The sequence below is a fragment of the Streptomyces sp. NPDC102270 genome (assembly GCF_044766405.1).
GTDB lineage: Bacteria > Actinomycetota > Actinomycetes > Streptomycetales > Streptomycetaceae > Streptomyces.
The window spans coordinates 322,353-340,788 of the sequence record NZ_JBIWLX010000005.1; the positions used below are offsets into that span (position 1 = coordinate 322,353).

At 69.5% G+C, this 18,436-nt stretch carries 13 protein-coding genes and 1 riboswitch; of the genes, 5 read left to right on the top strand and 8 right to left on the bottom strand.

The features are described 5' to 3' along the window. Window positions 1-199: 199 nt before the first annotated feature. Window positions 200-1,939 carry a YibE/F family protein gene (locus ACIRP7_RS11785; protein ID WP_403656689.1) on the bottom strand — a complete coding sequence of 580 codons (1,740 nt, stop codon included), beginning with the start codon at window positions 1,937-1,939 and terminating at the stop codon, window positions 200-202. 71 nt (window positions 1,940-2,010) lie between these two features. Next, window positions 2,011-2,200, top strand: a riboswitch (TPP riboswitch). Between ACIRP7_RS11785 and thiC the strand changes: the two genes are divergently transcribed. Then, window positions 2,193-3,971 carry a phosphomethylpyrimidine synthase ThiC gene (thiC, locus tag ACIRP7_RS11790; RefSeq protein WP_403656692.1) on the top strand — a complete coding sequence of 593 codons (1,779 nt, stop codon included), beginning with the start codon at window positions 2,193-2,195 and terminating at the stop codon, window positions 3,969-3,971. Its footprint overlaps the riboswitch before it by 8 nt. Before the next feature lie 89 nt (window positions 3,972-4,060). Here the strand turns inward: thiC and ACIRP7_RS11795 are convergent, their stop codons facing one another. The 3 genes from ACIRP7_RS11795 to ACIRP7_RS11805 form a co-directional block, all read right to left on the bottom strand. Continuing rightward, a complete protein-coding gene (locus ACIRP7_RS11795; protein WP_403656696.1) occupies window positions 4,061-4,924 on the bottom strand; it encodes a hypothetical protein in 864 nt (287 codons plus the stop codon). A gap of 193 nt (window positions 4,925-5,117) precedes the next feature. Beyond that, complete coding sequence (locus ACIRP7_RS11800) at window positions 5,118-6,179, bottom strand: metallophosphoesterase (protein ID WP_403656699.1); 1,062 nt, start codon at window positions 6,177-6,179, stop codon at window positions 5,118-5,120. A gap of 199 nt (window positions 6,180-6,378) precedes the next feature. Then, a complete protein-coding gene (locus ACIRP7_RS11805; RefSeq protein WP_403656702.1) occupies window positions 6,379-7,491 on the bottom strand; it encodes a LacI family DNA-binding transcriptional regulator in 1,113 nt (370 codons plus the stop codon). A gap of 424 nt (window positions 7,492-7,915) precedes the next feature. Between ACIRP7_RS11805 and hisC the strand changes: the two genes are divergently transcribed. From hisC to cydD, 4 genes are all read left to right on the top strand, one after another. Continuing rightward, complete coding sequence (gene hisC / locus ACIRP7_RS11810) at window positions 7,916-8,995, top strand: histidinol-phosphate transaminase (RefSeq protein ID WP_403656705.1); 1,080 nt, start codon at window positions 7,916-7,918, stop codon at window positions 8,993-8,995. 186 nt (window positions 8,996-9,181) lie between these two features. Next, window positions 9,182-10,690: a cytochrome ubiquinol oxidase subunit I gene (locus ACIRP7_RS11815; RefSeq protein WP_403656708.1), complete on the top strand. Its 1,509-nt coding sequence runs from the start codon at window positions 9,182-9,184 to the stop codon at window positions 10,688-10,690. Between the two features lie 18 nt (window positions 10,691-10,708). Continuing rightward, window positions 10,709-11,713, top strand: coding sequence for a cytochrome d ubiquinol oxidase subunit II (cydB, locus tag ACIRP7_RS11820; RefSeq protein WP_403656711.1), 1,005 nt, complete (start codon window positions 10,709-10,711; stop codon window positions 11,711-11,713). A gap of 59 nt (window positions 11,714-11,772) precedes the next feature. Then, window positions 11,773-15,282: a thiol reductant ABC exporter subunit CydD gene (gene cydD / locus ACIRP7_RS11825; protein ID WP_403656714.1), complete on the top strand. Its 3,510-nt coding sequence runs from the start codon at window positions 11,773-11,775 to the stop codon at window positions 15,280-15,282. 40 nt (window positions 15,283-15,322) lie between these two features. Here cydD and ACIRP7_RS11830 read toward each other — a convergent pair whose 3' ends face one another. The 4 genes from ACIRP7_RS11830 to ACIRP7_RS11845 form a co-directional block, all read right to left on the bottom strand. After that, complete coding sequence (locus ACIRP7_RS11830) at window positions 15,323-16,189, bottom strand: Cof-type HAD-IIB family hydrolase (RefSeq protein WP_403656717.1); 867 nt, start codon at window positions 16,187-16,189, stop codon at window positions 15,323-15,325. Window positions 16,190-16,290: 101 nt separating this feature from the next. Next, window positions 16,291-17,193 (bottom strand): LLM class flavin-dependent oxidoreductase, encoded by a 903-nt coding sequence (locus tag ACIRP7_RS11835; RefSeq protein WP_403656720.1) that lies wholly within the window; start codon window positions 17,191-17,193, stop codon window positions 16,291-16,293. A gap of 52 nt (window positions 17,194-17,245) precedes the next feature. After that, entirely contained in the window at window positions 17,246-17,713 is a 468-nt protein-coding gene (locus tag ACIRP7_RS11840) for a hypothetical protein (protein WP_403656723.1), read from the bottom strand. Between the two features lie 36 nt (window positions 17,714-17,749). After that, window positions 17,750-18,322, bottom strand: coding sequence for an RNA 2'-phosphotransferase (locus ACIRP7_RS11845; RefSeq protein WP_403656726.1), 573 nt, complete (start codon window positions 18,320-18,322; stop codon window positions 17,750-17,752). Between the last annotated feature and the right edge of the window lie 114 nt (window positions 18,323-18,436).

Consider the following 18,436-nt stretch of genomic DNA (forward strand, 5'->3'; position numbering starts at 1 on the left):
CCGGGAACGGGGAGGGAAGTCCAGAACCGGAGCACCAGAGCAGGGGACTCAGAGCGAGCCCGGGAGCTGGAACGCGGACCGGAAGCCGGGAGCCGGTGGCCGGGAGATCCAGAACGGATTCGGATGGCAGGACCCGGAATCCGGAACACGGATCGGAGTCCGGGGGGCCAGAACCCCGGGCCCACCCCCTCGTCCCCACTCAGTGCTTGCGTCGCCGCCCTTTCCCCCCGCGTCCCATTGCGGGGCGGCGGTCGGCCGTGCCCGCGCTTGTACTGGTGGCCGGTACGGCTGCAGACGTCCCCGTTGCCTCCGCCTCCGTCCCCGGTCGGTCGGCCGAGACCACCAGGGCCGCGAGGACCGTGGTGACCGGTACCGAGGCGACGAGGCCGATCGAGCCGACCAGCGTGCGTACGATCTCCTCCGCCACCAACTCGCTGTTGGCTACGCCCCCCACGCTGGACTGCGCGATCGAGAAGAGCAGCAGCAGCGGCAGCGCCGCGCCGGCGTAGGCGAGGACGAGGGTGTTGACGACGGACGCGATGTGGTCGCGGCCGATCCGGATACCCGCGCGGTACAGCCCCCGCCAGCCCATCGTCGGGTTGGCCTCGTGCAGCTCCCAGACCGCCGAGGTCTGCGTGACCGTCACGTCGTCCAGGACACCGAGCGAGCCGATGATGACACCGGCGAGCAGCAGACCGCTCATGTCGATCGACGGGTACAGCCCGTGGATGAGCCCGGTGTTGTCGTCCGTGTTGCCCGTCAGCGCTGCCCAGCCGATGAACTGCGAGCCGAGGATACCGATCAGCACGAGCGAGATCAGCGTCCCCAGTACCGCCACGGAGGTACGGGCCGACAGGCCGTGGCACAGGTAGAGGGCGATCAGCATGATGGCGCTCGCCCCGATCACCGCCACGAGCAGTGGGTTCGAGCCCTGGAGGATCGCGGGCAGGATGAAGAAGTTCAGCACCATGAAGCTGATGGCCAGCGCGACCAGCGCCATGACTCCGCGCAGCCGCCCGACGACCACGACGGCGAGCGCGAAGATACCGGCGAGCAGCCCCATCGGGAACCTGCGGTTCACGTCGGCGACCGAGTACTGCAAGTCCCTGGGCGCGGAGGGCTCGTACGCGACCACGACCTTCTCGCCCTCGTGCAACTGCCGTGACTGGTCCGGCTGGACGATCTCCGTGAAGGTGCGGCCCTTGTCGTCGCCGGTGTCGACCCGGATCGTCGCCTTCTTGCAGGTGCCGTTCGCCTGTTGCTCGGCTGAGGAGCCCTCGGCTGTGGAGGTGTCCCCGGTGGGGGCCTCACCCGAGGCGTTCACCGACTTGCAGCTGACGCTCACGACCTTGCTGACCGTGGCCTGCTGGGTCTGCCGGTCGAAGCCGACTCCGGTGCGTTCGTGTGCCGGGGCGCCGCCGGGCCACAACACCCCGAGCCCCACCACCACGGCTACGCCGAACGGGATGAGGATCGCCGCGATGACCTTGCGCAGGTGCTTGGAGACGGGAGTTGCCGGTCCATGAGCATGACTGTGCGAGTGGCCGTGCCCACCGCCGGAACCGGGCCCGATCCCATGCCCGTGCGCGCCACCGGGACCTCGCTCGTCACCGGAACCACGCCCGTCACCGGGACCGTGCCCGTGTCCCTCGCCGCCATGGCCACCGTCGCCGCCATTGCCACCCCCCAGGCCGCCATCGCTGCCCAGGCCGCCCTGACTCGCGCCCTGACCGTGGCCGTAGCCGTGACCGCCGCCATACCCGCCATCGGGCTCGTGCTCATGCTCGCGCCGGTCGCCGGTCCCACCGGCCAGGCCGCCCCCGCCGTCTCCGAAGCCACCGCGGGAGCCGCTGCCGGGGCCGTGCCCAGGGCCGTTTCCGGAGCCCGGTCGGCGCGGAGGCTCGGGAGGCGGGTAAGGAGGCTGATGCGTCGTGGTCACCGACCGATCATCGCAAGAACGACAGGGGCCCTCTGTTCACCGCGCCCGAAGTGACGCTAGCGTGGAGCCACCTTTGTACACGCGGGAGCTCGGAGCACCGGGCTGAGAGGGCGCTGACCTCCGTCCCAGCGATGTTTCACGTGGAACGTCATCTCAAGCGAGTGATGTTCCCCACGAAGCGTCGGCAGACGGAAACCGCTGCGTCGACCGCCGAACCTGTTACCGGGTAATGCCGGCGTAGGGAGTAGGTCTCATGACCATCAAGGACGCGCGCACGCCTGCCTCCGACCAGCTCGACGGGGAGGCCGGGAAGTCCATCGGCTGGCACAAGGCGTTCATCGAGGGCTCGCGCCCCGATCTGCGGGTGCCGGTCCGTCAGGTGCACCTCACCAACGGGCAGTCGGTCACGCTGTACGACACGTCGGGCCCGTACACCGATCCGCTCACCGAGACGGACGTCCGCCGGGGCCTCGTGCCGCTGCGGGAGAACTGGATCATCGCCCGAGGGGACACCGAGGAGTACGCGGGCCGTCCCATGCGCCCCGAGGACGACGGGATCAAGCACACCTCACCGCGGGGTGGTCTCCGTAACCTCGACGCGGTCTTCCCGGGGAGGTCCCGCCAGCCGCGCCGTAGCCGTGACGGCAAGGCGGTCACACAGCTCGCCTACGCCCGCCGCGGCGAGGTCACACCGGAGATGGAGTACGTGGCCATCCGGGAGAACGTCTCTCCCGAGGTCGTGCGCGAGGAGATCGCGGCGGGGCGCGCGGTGCTGCCGGCGAACGTCAACCACCCGGAGATCGAGCCGATGATCATCGGCAAGCGGTTCCTGGTGAAGGTCAACGCCAACATCGGCAATTCCGCGGTGACCTCCTCCATCGAGGAGGAGGTCGAGAAGATGACCTGGGCGACCCGGTGGGGAGCCGACACGGTCATGGACCTGTCCACCGGCCGCAACATCCACACCACCCGCGAGTGGGTGCTGCGCAACTCCCCCGTCCCCATCGGCACGGTGCCGCTCTACCAGGCCCTGGAGAAGGTCGACGGTCGCGCCGAGGAGCTGACCTGGGAAATCTACAAGGACACGGTCATCGAGCAGGCCGAGCAGGGCGTGGACTACATGACGGTCCACGCGGGCGTGCGCCTGCCGTACGTACCCCTGACCGCGAACCGCAAGACGGGCATCGTCTCGCGCGGCGGCTCGATCATGGCGGCGTGGTGCCTCGCGCACCACAAGGAGTCGTTCCTGTACGAGAACTTCGAGGAACTGTGCGAGATCCTCGCCGCCTACGACGTCACGTACTCGCTGGGCGACGGGCTCCGGCCCGGTTCGATCGCGGACGCCAACGACGAGGCGCAGTTCGCGGAGTTGCGCACGCTGGGGGAACTCAACCGGATCGCGAAGCGTTTCAACGTACAGACCATGATCGAGGGCCCGGGACATGTTCCGATGCACAAGATCAAGGAGAACATCGACCTTCAGCAGGAGATCTGCGATGAAGCTCCGTTCTATACGCTCGGCCCGCTGACCACCGACATCGCTCCGGCCTACGACCACATCACCTCCGGCATCGGTGCCGCGATGATCGCCTGGTGGGGCACCGCGATGCTCTGCTACGTCACGCCCAAGGAGCATCTGGGCCTGCCCAACCGGGACGACGTCAAGACGGGTGTCATCACCTACAAGATCGCCGCCCACGCGGCCGACCTCGCCAAGGGACACCCAGGCGCCCAGGAGTGGGACGACGCCCTCTCCGACGCCCGCTTCGAGTTCCGCTGGGAGGACCAGTTCAACCTGGCCCTCGACCCCGACACCGCCCGGGAGTTCCACGACGAGACCCTCCCGGCCGAACCGGCCAAGACGGCCCACTTCTGCTCCATGTGCGGGCCGAAGTTCTGCTCGATGAAGATCTCCCAGGACATCCGCCGCCGTCACGGCGGCAGCCAGGAGGAGATCGAGGAGGGGATGGCGCAGAAGTCGAAGGAGTTCGCGGCGGCGGGCAACCGGGTCTATCTGCCGATCGCCGACTGATGTAGGCGAGCCGTCGGCGGGTGGCCTGTGGCCGGGTCTTCGGCTTGCGCTCCCCGTGGTGGGGGCGCAAGCCGAGGGGCTGCCGGGAGTTACTCCGGCTGGTGTTCCGGCCCCCCGAAGTCCGGGCTGGTGTAGTCCGGGCTGGTGAAGCTCGGGCGGGCACCGGAGGCTCCGTCGTCCGGGCTGCTGAAGCCCGGGCGGTCGTAGCCGAGGCTGGGCATCCGGCTGGGCGGTGCGGGCGGTGCCGTGTGGTGCAGTGCGGCGGTGCCGGGATCGGCGAGGGCGTCTCTGAGGAAGGGGAGGAGGCCGCGTTCCAGCAGGGCCTCGCGCCAGGCGTCCTTCGCCCGTGCCACCTCCTCGCTCAGTTCGCCGTACCCCGCGTCCGGCGAGGGCCGGTTGTGCAGTGCGGTGAGCAGCAGGCCGCAGGCGGCGACCAGGATCGCGGCCGCGGTCAGGGCGCCGAACACCCATCCGATAGTGATCATGGCGTGGGCGAACGCCGGCGGTGGGCTGAGCATCTGGAGGACGTAACCCACGAGCAGGAAAATCGCCGCGGCGATTCCGGCGAGGACGGGCGTCAGAACGGCGGCGACGGCGACGGCGCCCGCACCGGCGGTCTCGGCGACCTCTCCCATGGTGGTGGCGAGCCCCATCGCACCCGTGCCTGAATCGGCGGGGCCGGGTTCGTGCACGGACGACAGGGTGGACGGCGTCGACGGGCGGCGCTGTTCCTCGCGGACCTTCACGTAGTGCTGGTACTCGGTCGCCGCGGCCGCCGTGATGAGCGCGGTGGCGTTGAGGGCCATGGTGCGCAGCTGTTCGGGATTCAGCCGCTGTCCGACCGCGGCCAGTTCGGGACGGCGTGGTGCGGAGCGCAGCGCCTCATCGAGGATCCGCTCGTACTCCTGGCGGTCCTCGCTGTGCAGGTGCTGCGGAAGGCTGTTCATGTGCATCCCCCGATGCTCCGTAGGGCTTGGGGCTCGCATGCCAACGAGCCGTCGGGCAGAAACGGAGGGGAGCCTGCTACGGATAAGCAGATGGTAGAGCGGGCACGGCACAGGGTGACAGGGGGTTTCCAGAAATTGGCCTCTGGCCTGCGCGGTCGACGGTCGGTCCGTCCTGGGGGAATGTCTGGCCTGTGAAGGGTCAGATATCCAGAGGCAGTTGCTGGACCAGCAGTTTTCCGGCCATGGTCACCCCGCCGTCCATCGCGATGGCCAGTCCGTCGGCGTAGACGTGCGGTCCCTCCACCACCGGGCCGGAATCCTCCTTGTCGTCCTCGGAGCCGACTTCGCCGAGCAGATAGGGGATCGGGCTGTGGCCGTGCACGATGCGGGTGCCGCCGTATGTGTCGAGCAGGGAGCGCACATGGTCGGCGCCGCCTTCGTCGCGGAAGGAGAAACGCTTGGTGAACTTGCGGAACAGGTCCCAGACCTCGTCCGCGTCATTGCGCGTGATGGTCTCGCGGACGGTGTCGTTGACCGCCTCGATCGAGTCGCCGTAGTCGAGGTAGGCGGTGGTGTCTGAGTGCACCAGCAGATGCCCGTCGACCTCCTCGACGGCGTCCAGGCGGGACATCCACTGCAGGTGGTGGTCCTGGAGGCGGTCCATGTCGGTCTTCTGCCCGCCGTTGAGCAGCCAGGCCGCCTGGAAGGTGGCGGTGCCCGCGCCGGAGTTGACCGGCGTGTCGCCGAACCGCTTGGCGCCGATCAGCAGCAGCTCGTGGTTGCCCATGAGGGCCTTGCAGTAGCCGCCCGCCGCCGCGGCCTCCGCGGACAGCCGCATCACGAGGTCGATGACGCCGATGCCGTCGGGCCCGCGGTCGGTGAAGTCGCCGAGGAACCACAGCCGGGCGGTGCCCGCGCACCAGTTGCCCGCGGCGTCGACGAGGCCCTTCTCGTGGAGTGCGGCCATCAGTTCGTCGAGGTAGCCGTGGACGTCGCCGACGACGAACAGCGGGCCGGGACCCTCCTCCGCCCGCTCAGCGGGGTCGGCGGCCGTCTGGATCCCGTCACCGTGGTCGATGACGGGCAGGTCCTGCTCGGTGGGGGTGTATCCCTCCGGGTAGGCATCCTGGGCCGGGACGACATCACCGGGGTGCGTGCTGTGGCCGTACGGACCGGTCTCGTTGACGTACGCGGGCACCCGGAAGTCGCGCAGCACCGCCGTGCGCTCCACCTCGGGTCCCTGACCGGCCCCCTGAGTCATCAGACCCCTCCACCATCGCGCCGCATCTGCACCGCTTCGGACTGCCTGGTCGCAGCGGCCCGCGGTGTCGTGGGCCCATCATAGGAATGCGGATCGCGCCATGTGATGACCCAGGGGTGGTGAATCGGAGCAAGACTCCTGTTCACCGCGGCATTCGCCCCGTTTGGACCGGGCTTCGACCCCGCCGGCCGTCTCCCGGCTACTCCTCCTCGGGCGACCGCGGCGGGCTGACCGTCGTGCGCGGGGCCCGCCGCTGGGACGAGGTGCGCACGATCAGCTCCGTCGGTATCACCTGCTCGACCGGTTGGTCCGATGCGACCCCTTCGATGGCATCGATGAGGAGCTGGATCACGGCCGTGCCGATGCGGCGGGGCTTGAGAGAGAGCGTGGTGACGGGCGGCTCGGTGCTGGCGTACACGGTGGACTCGCTGCAGCAGACGATCAGCAGGTCGTCCGGGACGCGCAGCCCGTAGCGTCGGGCGGCGGCCAGCAGGTCGGTGCCGTTCGGGTCGAACAGGCCGTAGACGGCGTCCGGTCGGTCGGGGCGGGCGAGCAGCCGGTCGGCGGCGACGGCGCCCGCGCACGGATCGTGCGCCGGGTAGGCCTCGTAGACCGGATCCTGGCCCACCCGCTCGCACCAGTGCAGATACGCGGTGGTCGACAGATGGGTGTACGTGTCCGTCGTCGTCCCGGTCAGCAGGCCGATGCGGCGGGCGCCGGCGTCTGCCAGATGGTCGAGGATGCCGAGGACGGCAGCCTCGTGGTCGTTGTCGACCCAGGCGGTGACCGGCAGCGACCCGGCCGGGCGGCCGTCCGACACCACCGGCAGACCCTGCCGGACCAGCTCGCTGACGACCGGGTCCTGGTCGGACGGGTCGATGACCACCGTGCCGTCCAGGGCGACGTTCGACCAGACGTCGTGGCGCGAGGTCGCGGGGAGGATGACGAGGGCGTAGCCGCGGGCGAGCGCGGCGGAGGTTGCGGCGCGCGCCATCTCGGCGAAGTACGCGAACTCGGTGAAGGTGAAAGGTTCATCCCCGTACGTCGTCACGGTCAGGCCGATAAGTCCCGACTTGCCGGTACGGAGGGTTCTGGCCGCGGCCGAGGGGCGGTAGCCCAGTCGGTCGGCGACCTCCCTGACATGGCGGCGGGTGGCGTCCGGGAGCCTGCCCTTTCCGTTCAGGGCATCGGAGACGGTCGTGATGGAGACTCCGGCGGCGGCGGCCACGTCTCTGATGCCCGCCCGGCCCGGCCGACTGCCTCGACGTGAGGTTTCCGCGCGGCTCACCTGGTGCTTCCCTGCTGCTGTCATGGCGAGCCGATAGTAGGGCTCATGTGGTGGGGTAGGGCGGACGCATATGCACGCGTTGACAGGCACGTTTCTGCAAGGTCATTTACTACCAACTGCCTGGGAAACAAAGCCAGTTAAACGATCCAATGGCACTACGTAACTTGTCGGCACGCATGGGCCTGCCAAGTTCCCGATGTTTCGAAGAGGTCTCAACTCACCTTCACGGGTGACGCGCGCTACGGCGTGAGCCACCGGCGCATAGATATATGTGACCGCGCCCCCTGATTCGTCTGACTTCGTACGGTGATGCCCCTGATGCCGGTGGGGCCGATGAGGTTGGTTCTCACCTGTACGCAGCGGGGCCCAATCCTCATAAGGTGAGCAGTATTGGAAGCCGGCTGCCGGAGTCGGCCGCCATGCGTCGGTGGTCATGAGGAGGACTGCGGTGAGTGAGACAAGCCCCAAGCTGCGTGCCGAGCTGGAGGGGATCCCCACGTACAAGCCGGGCAAGCCCGCCGCTGCCGGCGGTCCGGTGGCCTACAAGCTGTCCTCCAACGAGAACCCGTACCCGCCGCTGCCGGGCGTGCTGGAGACCGTGACGGCCGCGGTCTCCACCTTCAACCGCTACCCGGACATGGCCTGCACGGGCCTGATGAACGAGCTGTCCGAGCGCTTCGGTGTCCCGCTCTCCCACCTGGCCACCGGCACCGGCTCCGTCGGCGTCGCCCAGCAGCTCGTCCAGGCGACCTCGGGACCGGGCGACGAGGTAATCTACGCGTGGCGGTCCTTCGAGGCGTACCCGATCATCACGCAGATCAGCGGTGCCACCTCGGTGCGGATACCGCTGACGGCCGGCGATGTGCACGACCTGGACGCGATGGCCGACGCGATCACCGAGCGGACCCGGCTGATCTTCGTCTGCAACCCCAACAACCCGACGGGCACGGTCGTGAGGCGGGCCGAGCTGGAACGGTTCCTCGACCGGGTGCCCAGTGACGTACTGGTGGTGCTGGACGAGGCATACCGCGAGTTCATCCGGGACCCCGAGGTGCCGGACGGCGTGGAGCTGTACCGCACGCGGCCGAACGTCTGTGTGCTGCGCACCTTCTCCAAGGCGTACGGCCTCGCCGGCCTCAGGGTCGGCTTCGCGATCGCCCACGAGCCGGTGGCCGCGGCGCTGCGCAAGACGGCGGTGCCCTTCGGGGTGAGCCAGCTCGCACAGGAGGCGGCGATCGCCTCGCTGCGCGCCGAGGACGAACTCCTGGGCCGGGTCGGCTCGCTGGTCTGTGAGCGCAACCGTGTGGTGGAGGGGCTGCGGGCCCAGGGCTGGACGGTGCCGGAGACCCAGGCCAACTTCGTCTGGCTGCGGCTGGGGGAGCGCACGGTCGACTTCGCGGCGGCGTGCGAGCAGCACGGCGTGGTCGTACGGCCCTTCGCGGGCGAGGGGGTGCGCGTGACGGTCGGCGAGGCCGAGGCGAACGACATCTTCCTGAAGGCGGCGGAGGGCTTCCGCAAGGAGTTCTAGCTCACACCGGCCGCGCGTCTGCGCAGGTCGGGGCAGGTCGGCGAGGGGGGTCCCGGCGGTAATCGGGACCCCCCTTCGGCTATCGAAAGCAGGTGCGGCATACTGGGCTTGTGAATGTGAACGCTTTCACAAGCGGTCGCTTCACCCGCATTTGTTCCACAAGCCTGTGAGGTAAGGAGCGGCGACGTGGACCTGGCTCTGGCGCCGGAGACCCTGGCGCGCTGGCAGTTCGGCATCACCACCGTCTACCACTTCCTGTTCATCCCCCTGACGATCTCCCTGGCCGCCCTCACGGCAGGCCTCCAGACCGCCTGGGTGCGTACGGAGAAGCAGAAGTACCTCAGGGCCACCAAGTTCTGGGGCAAGCTCTTCCTGATCAACATCGCGATGGGGGTCGTCACCGGCATCGTGCAGGAGTTCCAGTTCGGCATGAACTGGTCCGACTACTCGCGCTTCGTCGGCGATGTCTTCGGCGCCCCGCTCGCCTTCGAGGCCCTGATCGCCTTCTTCTTCGAGTCCACCTTCATCGGCCTGTGGATCTTCGGCTGGGACAAGCTGCCCAAGAAGATCCACCTGGCCTGCATCTGGATGGTCTCGATCGGCACGATCCTGTCGGCGTACTTCATCCTCGCGGCCAACTCGTGGATGCAGCACCCCGTCGGCTACCGGATCAACAAGGAGAAGGGCCGCGCGGAACTCACCGACTTCTGGGCGGTGCTGACCCAGAACACCGCGCTCGCCCAGGTCTTCCACACGATGTCCGCCTGCTTCCTGACCGGCGGCGCCTTCATGGTCGGCATCGCGGCCTGGCACCTGTTCCGCAAGAAGCACATCCCCGTGATGAAGACCTCGCTGCGCCTCGGCCTGGTCACCGTGGTCATCGCCGGCATGCTCACCGCGATCAGCGGTGACACGCTCGGCAAGGTCATGTTCAAGCAACAGCCGATGAAGATGGCGGCCGCCGAGGCCCTGTGGGACGGTCAGGACTCCGCACCCTTCTCGATCTTCGCCTACGGCGACGTGGAGAAGGGCCACAACAGCGTGGCCATCGAGATCCCGGGCCTGCTGTCCTTCCTCGCCAACGACGACTTCACCTCATACATCCCCGGCATCAACGACGTCAACAAGGCCGAGCAGCAGAAGTACGGGCCGGGCGACTACCGGCCCAACATCCCCGTCACCTTCTGGGCCTTCCGCTGGATGATCGGCTTCGGCATGACGTCCTTCGCCATCGGCCTCGCCGGACTCTGGCTGACCCGCAAGAAGTTCATGCTCCCGCAGCACCTGAGGGTCGCCGAGGACGAGGTGCCGCATCTGGTCCTCTTCAAGAACAAGGCCCTCAGCCCCAAGCTCGGCAGGCTCTACTGGCTCGTGGCGATCTGGACCCTGGGCTTCCCCCTGATCGCCAACTCCTGGGGCTGGATCTTCACCGAGATGGGCCGCCAGCCATGGGTCGTCTACGGCGTCCTGCAGACCCGGCACGCGGTCTCCCCCGGCGTCTCCCAGGCCGAGGTCCTCATCTCGATGCTCGTCTTCACGGCTCTGTACGCCATCCTCGCCGTCGTCGAGGTCAAGTTGCTCGTGAAGTACGTCAAGGCCGGCCCGCCCGAACTCTCCGAGGCCGACCTCAACCCGCCCACGAAGATCGGCGGCGACACCAGTGACGCCGACAAGCCGATGGCCTTCTCGTACTAGGCCGAGGGAGATCGAGTCATGGAACTTCACGACGTCTGGTTCGTGCTCATCGCCGTCCTGTGGACCGGCTACTTCTTCCTGGAGGGCTTCGACTTCGGGGTCGGTGTCCTCACCAAACTGCTCGCCCGCGACCGGGCAGAGAAGCGCGTTCTGATCAACACCATCGGTCCCGTCTGGGACGGCAACGAGGTGTGGCTGCTGACGGCGGGCGGCGCGACCTTCGCCGCTTTCCCCGACTGGTACGCCACCCTCTTCTCCGGCTTCTACCTGCCGCTGCTGGTCATCCTGGTCTGCCTGATCGTCCGCGGTGTCGCCTTCGAGTACCGGGCCAAGCGGCCCGAGGAGAACTGGCAGCATAACTGGGAGACCGCGATCTTCTGGACCTCGCTCATCCCGGCGTTCCTGTGGGGCGTGGCCTTCGGCAACATCGTGCACGGGGTGAAGATCGATGAGCACTTCGAGTACGTCGGCACGCTCTGGGACCTGTTCAACCCGTACGCCCTGCTCGGCGGACTGGTGACGCTGACGCTGTTCACCTTCCACGGGACGGTGTTCACCGCCCTGAAGACCGTCGGGGAGATCCGGGAGAGGGCACGGAAGCTGGCGCGCTGGGTCGGTCTGGTGACCGCAGGTTTGGCACTGCTCTTCCTGCTCTGGACTCAGGTCGACAAGGGCGACGGCAAGAGCCTGGTCGCGATGGTCGTGGCGGTCGCCGCCCTGGTTGCCGCGCTGGCGGCGAACCAGGCCGGACGGGAAGGCTGGTCGTTCGCGCTGTCAGGCCTCACCATCGTGGCCACGGTCGCGATGTTCTTCCTGACGCTGTTCCCGAACGTCATGCCGTCCTCGCTCAACGCGGACTGGAGCCTGACGGTCACCAACGCCTCGTCGAGCCCGTACACCCTGAAGATCATGACGTGGCTGGCGGCCATCGCCACTCCCCTCGTGATGCTCTACCAGGGCTGGACCTACTGGGTGTTCCGCAAGCGCATCGGCACCCAGCACATCGCCGAAGCCGCGCACTGAGCCCGATGTGGGGCATGTTTCACGTGAAACATGCCCCCTGAGAAGAGGGTGTGTTTCACGTGAAACCGATCGACCCGCGCCTGCTTCGATACACCCGGGCCACCCGCCGCTTCCTGGTGGCCGTCGTCGGCCTGGGCGGCATCGGGGCCCTGCTGGTCATCGCTCAGGCGATGCTCGTCGCCGAGATCGTGGTCGGCGCGTTCCAGCACGGTCTGACGATCGCCGGACTCCGCACTCCCCTGCTGTTGTTGGCGGCCGTCGCCGTCGGCCGTGGACTCGTCGCCTGGCTCACCGAACTCGCCGCACACCGGGCGAGCGCGGCAGTGAAATCAGAGCTGCGGAGACGGCTGCTGGAACGGGCCACCGCGCTGGGGCCCGGCTGGCTGAGCGGGCAGCGGACGGGATCACTGGTCGCCCTCGCCACCAGGGGAGTCGACGCCCTCGACGACTACTTCTCGCGCTATCTCCCGCAGTTGGGGTTGGCGGTGGTCGTGCCGGTGGCGGTGCTGGCGCGGATCGTGACCGAGGACTGGGTCTCGGCGGCCATCATCGTCGGGACCCTGCCTCTCATCCCGGTCTTCATGGTGCTGATCGGCTGGGCCACACAGTCCCGGATGGACCGTCAGTGGCGGCTGCTGTCCCGACTGTCCGGGCACTTTCTGGATGTCGTCGCGGGACTGCCGACCCTGAAGGTGTTCGGCCGGGCCAAGGCACAGGCCGAGTCGATCCGGCGCATCACCGGCGAGTACCGGCAGGCGACCATGCGGACGCTGCGCATCGCCTTCATCTCCTCCTTCGCCCTGGAGTTGCTGTCCACGCTCTCGGTGGCACTGGTCGCCGTGACGATCGGGATGCGTCTCGTCCACGGCGAGATGCACCTGTACGACGGCCTGGTCATCCTCATCCTGGCTCCCGAGGCGTATCTGCCCCTGCGGCAGGTGGGCGCGCAGTATCATGCGGCGGCGGAGGGACTGGCGGCCGCCGAGGAGATCTTCGCGGTGCTGGAGACGCCGGTACCGGCATCGGGTACGGCTGCGGTGCCCGCCGGTGCGCTGGCCTTCGAGCAGGTCACGGTCAGGTACCCCGGCCGTTCCGGGGACGCTGTCACGGACGTCTCCTTCGAGGTCGCACCCGGGGAGACGGTCGCGCTGGTCGGGCCCAGCGGGACGGGCAAGTCGACCTTGCTGAACGTCCTGCTGGGATTCGTGCGGCCGGCCGAGGGGCGGGTGCGGATCGGGGGAACCGATCTCGCCGAGGTGGACCTGGAGGAGTGGCGGTCGCGCATCGCGTGGGTGCCGCAGCGGCCGCAACTCTTCGCCGGGACGATCGCCGAGAACGTACGGCTGGCACGACCCGACGCCGACGAGACCGCGGTACAGCGGTCGTTGGCGGACGCGGGGGCGCTGGAGTTCGTCGATGCCCTTCCTCTGGGGGCCGACACCGTGCTCGGCGAGGACGGTGCCGGGCTGTCCGCCGGGCAGCGCCAACGGCTCGCGCTGGCCCGGGCCTTTCTCGCGGACCGGCCGGTACTGCTTCTGGACGAGCCGACCGCGGCGCTCGATGGAGCCACCGAGGCGGAGGTCGTGGCGGCGGTACGGCGGCTGGCGGCCGGGCGGACGGTGCTGCTGGTGGTGCACCGGCCGGCGTTGCTCGGGGTGGCGGACCGGGTGGTGCGGCTGGCGGAGCCTGCGGCACCGGCTCCGGCTCCGGTGGACGGAATGGTCAGGACACCCACGGTACGCACCGTCGAGGACAGCGGCCCCGCTTCCGTCGAGCCCGGGACGACCGACCTTCCGCCGCAGGAGCGCAGTGTTCTCGCCCGCGTCCGCGGCATGTCCCGCCCCCGACGAGGCCGGCTCGCGCTGGCGTTGCTGCTCGGCAGCCTGGCGCTCGGCAGCGCCGTGGGTTTGATGGCCACCTCCGGGTGGCTCATCTCGCGGGCCTCGCAGCAGCCGCCCGTGCTGTATCTGATGGTGGCCGTGACGGCGACCCGCGCCTTCGGGATCGGGCGGGCCGTGTTCCGGTACGCGGAGCGGCTGGTGTCCCACGACGCCGTGCTGCGCATGCTCGCCGACACCCGGGTCGCCGTGTACCGGCGCCTGGAGCGGCTGGCGCCCGCCGGTCTGCGTACGGCCCGCCGGGGGGATCTGCTCTCGCGGCTCGTGTCCGACGTGGACGCCCTCCAGGACTACTGGCTGCGCTGGCTGCTGCCCGCCGGTACCGCCGTCGTGGTGTCGGCGGCCTCCGTGGGTTTCACGGCCTGGCTGCTGCCGGAGGCCGGTGCCGCGCTGGCCGCGGGCCTGCTGGCCGCCGGTATCGGTGTCCCGCTTCTCACGGGAGCCGTCGCCCGCCGGGCCGAGCGCAGGCTCGCCCCCGCCCGCGGGGAACTGGCGACCCGCGTGACCGATCTCCTCACCGGGACCGCGGAGCTGACCGTCGCAGGCGCCCTGCCCGCCCGTGCCGCGGAGGCACGGCGGGCCGACGGCGTCCTCACCCGGATCGCCTCCCGCGCCGCCACCGCCACCGCACTCGGGGACGGCCTCACCGCCCTGATCTGCGGTCTGACCGTCACCGCCACCGCCCTCGTCGGCGCCCAGGCGGTCGCCTCCGGGCAGCTCGGCGGGGTCGCCATGGCTGTCGTCGTGCTCACTCCGCTGGCCGCCTTCGAGGCCGTCCTCGGGCTCCCGCTCGCCGTGCAGTATCGCCAGCGGGTGCGCCGGAGCGCGGAACGCGTCCACGAAGTGCTGGACGCGCCCGAGCCGGTACGGGAACCGGAGCACGCCCGGCAGGCGCCCGCCTCACCGTTCCCGGTCGTCCTCAAGGGGCTGACCACGCGGCACGAGGGCCAGGACCGGGATGCGCTCGCGGGCCTCGACCTGACCCTCGCGCAGGCCCGGAGGATCGCCGTGGTCGGCACCTCCGGCTCCGGCAAGACGACGCTCGCCCAGGTGCTGCTGCGCTTCCTGGACGCGGCGGCCGGCACCTACACCCTGGGCGGCGTGGACGCCTGCGGGCTGCACAGCGACGACGTACGGCGGCTGGTGGGCCTGTGTGCCCAGGACGCCCACCTCTTCGACAGCTCGGTGCGCGAGAACCTGCTCCTCGCGAAGAAGGACGCCAGCGAGGAGGAGCTGGAGGACGCACTGAGGCGGGCCCGTCTGCTCGACTGGGCCGAGAGCCTGCCCGACGGGCTCGACACCCTGGTCGGCGAGCACGGGGCGTGGCTGTCCGGCGGTCAGCGCCAGCGGCTCGCACTGGCCCGGGCGCTGCTCGCCGACTTCCCCGTCCTCGTGCTGGACGAGCCCGCCGAGCATCTCGACCTGCCCACCGCCGACGCGCTCACCGCCGATCTGCTGGCCGCCACCGAGGGCCGTACGACGCTCCTCATCACGCACCGTCTGGCAGGACTGGAGTCGGTGGACGAGGTCCTCGTACTCGATGAGGGGCGGGTCGTGCAGCGGGGTCCCTACGCGCAGTTGGCGGGTGTGGAGGGGCCGTTGCGGGCGATGGCCCAGCGGGAGGCGGAGTCGGAGCTGCTGGTGGCGGCACGCGGGGTACCGGTCGGCTGAGCCGAGCGTGGGTCGTGGCTCGGTCGAGCCACGACCTCACCTACAGCTGCTCCAGCATCCGCTCGATCACGAGGGCCACCCCGTCGTCGTTGTTGGCGACGGTCTGGCCCGAGGCCGCCGCGATCACGTCCGGGTGGGCATTGCCCATCGCGTACGACTGTCCTGCCCAGGTGAGCATCTCGACGTCGTTGGGCATGTCCCCGAAGGCGACGACCTGCTCGTGCGAGATCCCGCGCTCGGCGCAGCACAGGGCGAGCGTGCTGGCCTTGGAGACGCCGGGTCCGCTGATCTCCAGCAGGGCGCTGGGGCTGGACCGGGTGACGTTGGCACGCTCGCCGATGGCCAGGCGCGAGAGGGTGAGGAAGGCGTCCGGGTCCATCGAGGGGTGGTAGGCGAGGATCTTGAGCACCGGCTCCTCGGCACCGGGACCGTCCTCGGCCAGCAGGTCCTCGGCGGGTGCGAGGTTGTCCGGGATCTCCATGTGCAGCTTGGGATAGTCCGGCTCCTGGTAGAAGCCGTACGTCTGCTCCACCGCATACACCGTGCCGGGTGCCGCGTCCCGCAGCAGCTGTACCGCGTCCAGCGCGTTCTCCCGGGCCAGCTCGCGCACCTTCACGAACCGGTGGGCGCCGGGGCCGCCGTGCAGGTCGACCACCGCGGCGCCGTTGCCGCAGATGGCGAGGCCGTGCCCGTGGACGTGGTCGCTGACGACGTCCATCCAGCGGGCCGGGCGGCCGGTGACGAAGAAGACCTCGATGCCGGCATCCTCGGCGGCGGCGAGGGCCGCGACCGTGCGGGGGGACACCGACTTGTCGTCGCGCAGCAGAGTGCCGTCCAGATCGGTGGCGATCAGGCGCGGCGGTATGCCGGCGGCCGGGGTCTGGGGCTGTCGAGTCGCTGAGGTCACCCGCCCATTCTCCCGCACATGTCCGCACGACCGTGCGGGTGCCCGCACAGGTGAGACATAGATGACGCGGGGCGGGCCGCACTCGCCCCGGTGCCGCCGTCTCAGCCCAGCTGTGCCGGTGCCTCCATGGCGATCTGTTCGAAGACCTTCTCCTCGGCGGCGAAGTCCGAGTCGGGGATCGGCCAGTGGATCACGAGCTCCGTGAAACCGAGCTCCCGGTGGCGGCCCGCGAAGTCGACGAACGCGTCGAGGGACTCCAGCGGGCGGCCGCGGTCGGGGGTGAAGCCGGTGAGCAGGATCTTGTCCAGTGTGTTCACGTCCCGACCGAGAGCGGCGCAGGTGTCGGTGAGCCTGTCGACCTGGCCACGGAGGGCCTGCAAGGACTGCGCGGGTGTGCCGTTCTCGTACAGTTTCGGGTCGCCGGTGGTCACCCACGCCTGCCCGTGCCGTGCGGCGAGTTTCAGTCCGCGCGGCCCGGTGGCGGCCACGGCGAAGGGCAGCCGGGGCCGCTGGAGGCAGCCGGGGATGTTGCGGGCCTCGTGCGCCGAGTAGAAGTCGCCCTCGTAGGACACGGAGTCCTCGCTGAGCAGGCGGTCGAGCAGCGGGACGAACTCGGCGAGCCGGTCGGCACGCTCGCGCGGGCTCCAGGGATCCTGGCCGAGTGCGGTGGCGTCGAAGCCGGTGCCGCCCGCGCCGATGCCGAGGGTGACGCGGCCGCCGGAGATGTCGTCGAGGGTGATCAGTTCCTTGGCGAGGGTCACCGGGTGCCGGAAGTTCGGCGAGGTCACCAGGGTGCCCAGGCGCAGCCGGTCGGTGACGCCCGCGGCGCCGGTCAGCGTGGGGACGGCCCCGAACCAGGGCCCGTCACGGAAGGTGCGCCAGGACAGGTGGTCGTAGGTGTATCCGGTGTGGAAGCCGAGCTGTTCCGCGCGCTGCCATGTCTCGCGGCCCCCCTCGTTCCAGCGGCGGTGGGGGAGGATCACGGTACTCAGACGCAGACTCATGTGTCCGAGCGTATGCGCCGGGCCGTGTTTCACGTGAAACCGTGACGCACGGTTACTGTCGGCGGCCGCTGAGCCAGGGGCTGAGGCCGACCGGGATGAACTCCTTGTGCACGCGGTCGCCCGGCAGCGGCACCATCAGGAAATGGCCGGGCGGGAAGCGGCGTGCCTTCACCCAGGCGTGGCCTTCGTAGAGGGCGCGGAGGAAGGCGGGGACGTCGTCGCGGGCGATGTCGGGGCATTCGACTCCGTCGACGGTGATCAGGGCGTCGTCGTCCGGAAACAGGCGCACATCCACCCGGGGCCGTCCGTCGAGTTCGACGTAGGCCTCGTGGGGCAGGGTGCCGTCCGGGTCGGTGGTGACGCCGACGCCCGCGGCGCTGCGGCGGGAGGTCTGGTCGGCGCCGATGTCGTGGGTCACCTCGATGGCGAGTCCGTACTCGGCGGCGAGGGTACGGAGCGCGGTGACGGCGGCCTCGGTGGTGGGGAGGTGGTCCCTGCCGTTGTCCATGGTGTCGATCATCTCCCACCGGGTTCCGTGCGACTTTCAGCGCGACTTTCAGTGCGACTCGGGAAGCCGCAGGTAGCGCGGTGGCACGGCCTGGGTCAGCCACACCCCGTTCGCGCTGACGTGGAAGACGTGGCCGTCGCGGTGCATGGCTCCCGCGTCCACGGAGAGCACGACGGGACGGCCGCGGCGGGCGCCGACCCGGGTCGCGGTCTCGCGGTCGGCGGACAGATGCACATCGTGCCGGTTCATGGGGCGCAGTCCCTCGACGCGGATCGCGTCCAGATGGCGGGCCACGGTCCCGTGGTAGAGGTACGGCGGCGGAGTGGCCGGTGGCAGGCCGAGGTCGACGTCGATGCTGTGGCCCTGGCTGGCGCGGATGCGGGTACCGTCGATCGCGAAGCGCTGTTTGTCGTTGGCGGCGACCACGTGGTCCAGCTCGTCCCGGGTGATGCGGAAGCCGTGCGCGCCGGCCGCGGCGATCAGCACGTCAATCTCGGCCCAGCCGGCCTCGTCGAGCGTGAGCCCGATACGTTCGGGCTGGTGGCGCAGGTGCTTCGAGAGGTACTTCGACACCTTGACGGTGCGTCTCTCGTCCCTCTCGCGTGGCTTGTTCTCGTTCATCCCGCCAGGGTGCCGGGAGAGACGTGAATCACGCGAATGATTTTGGCCCGGATGTTTGATCCACAACCAAGTGTAGTTATCCACAGGTTACTTGGCGTTTCTGTGGACAACTCC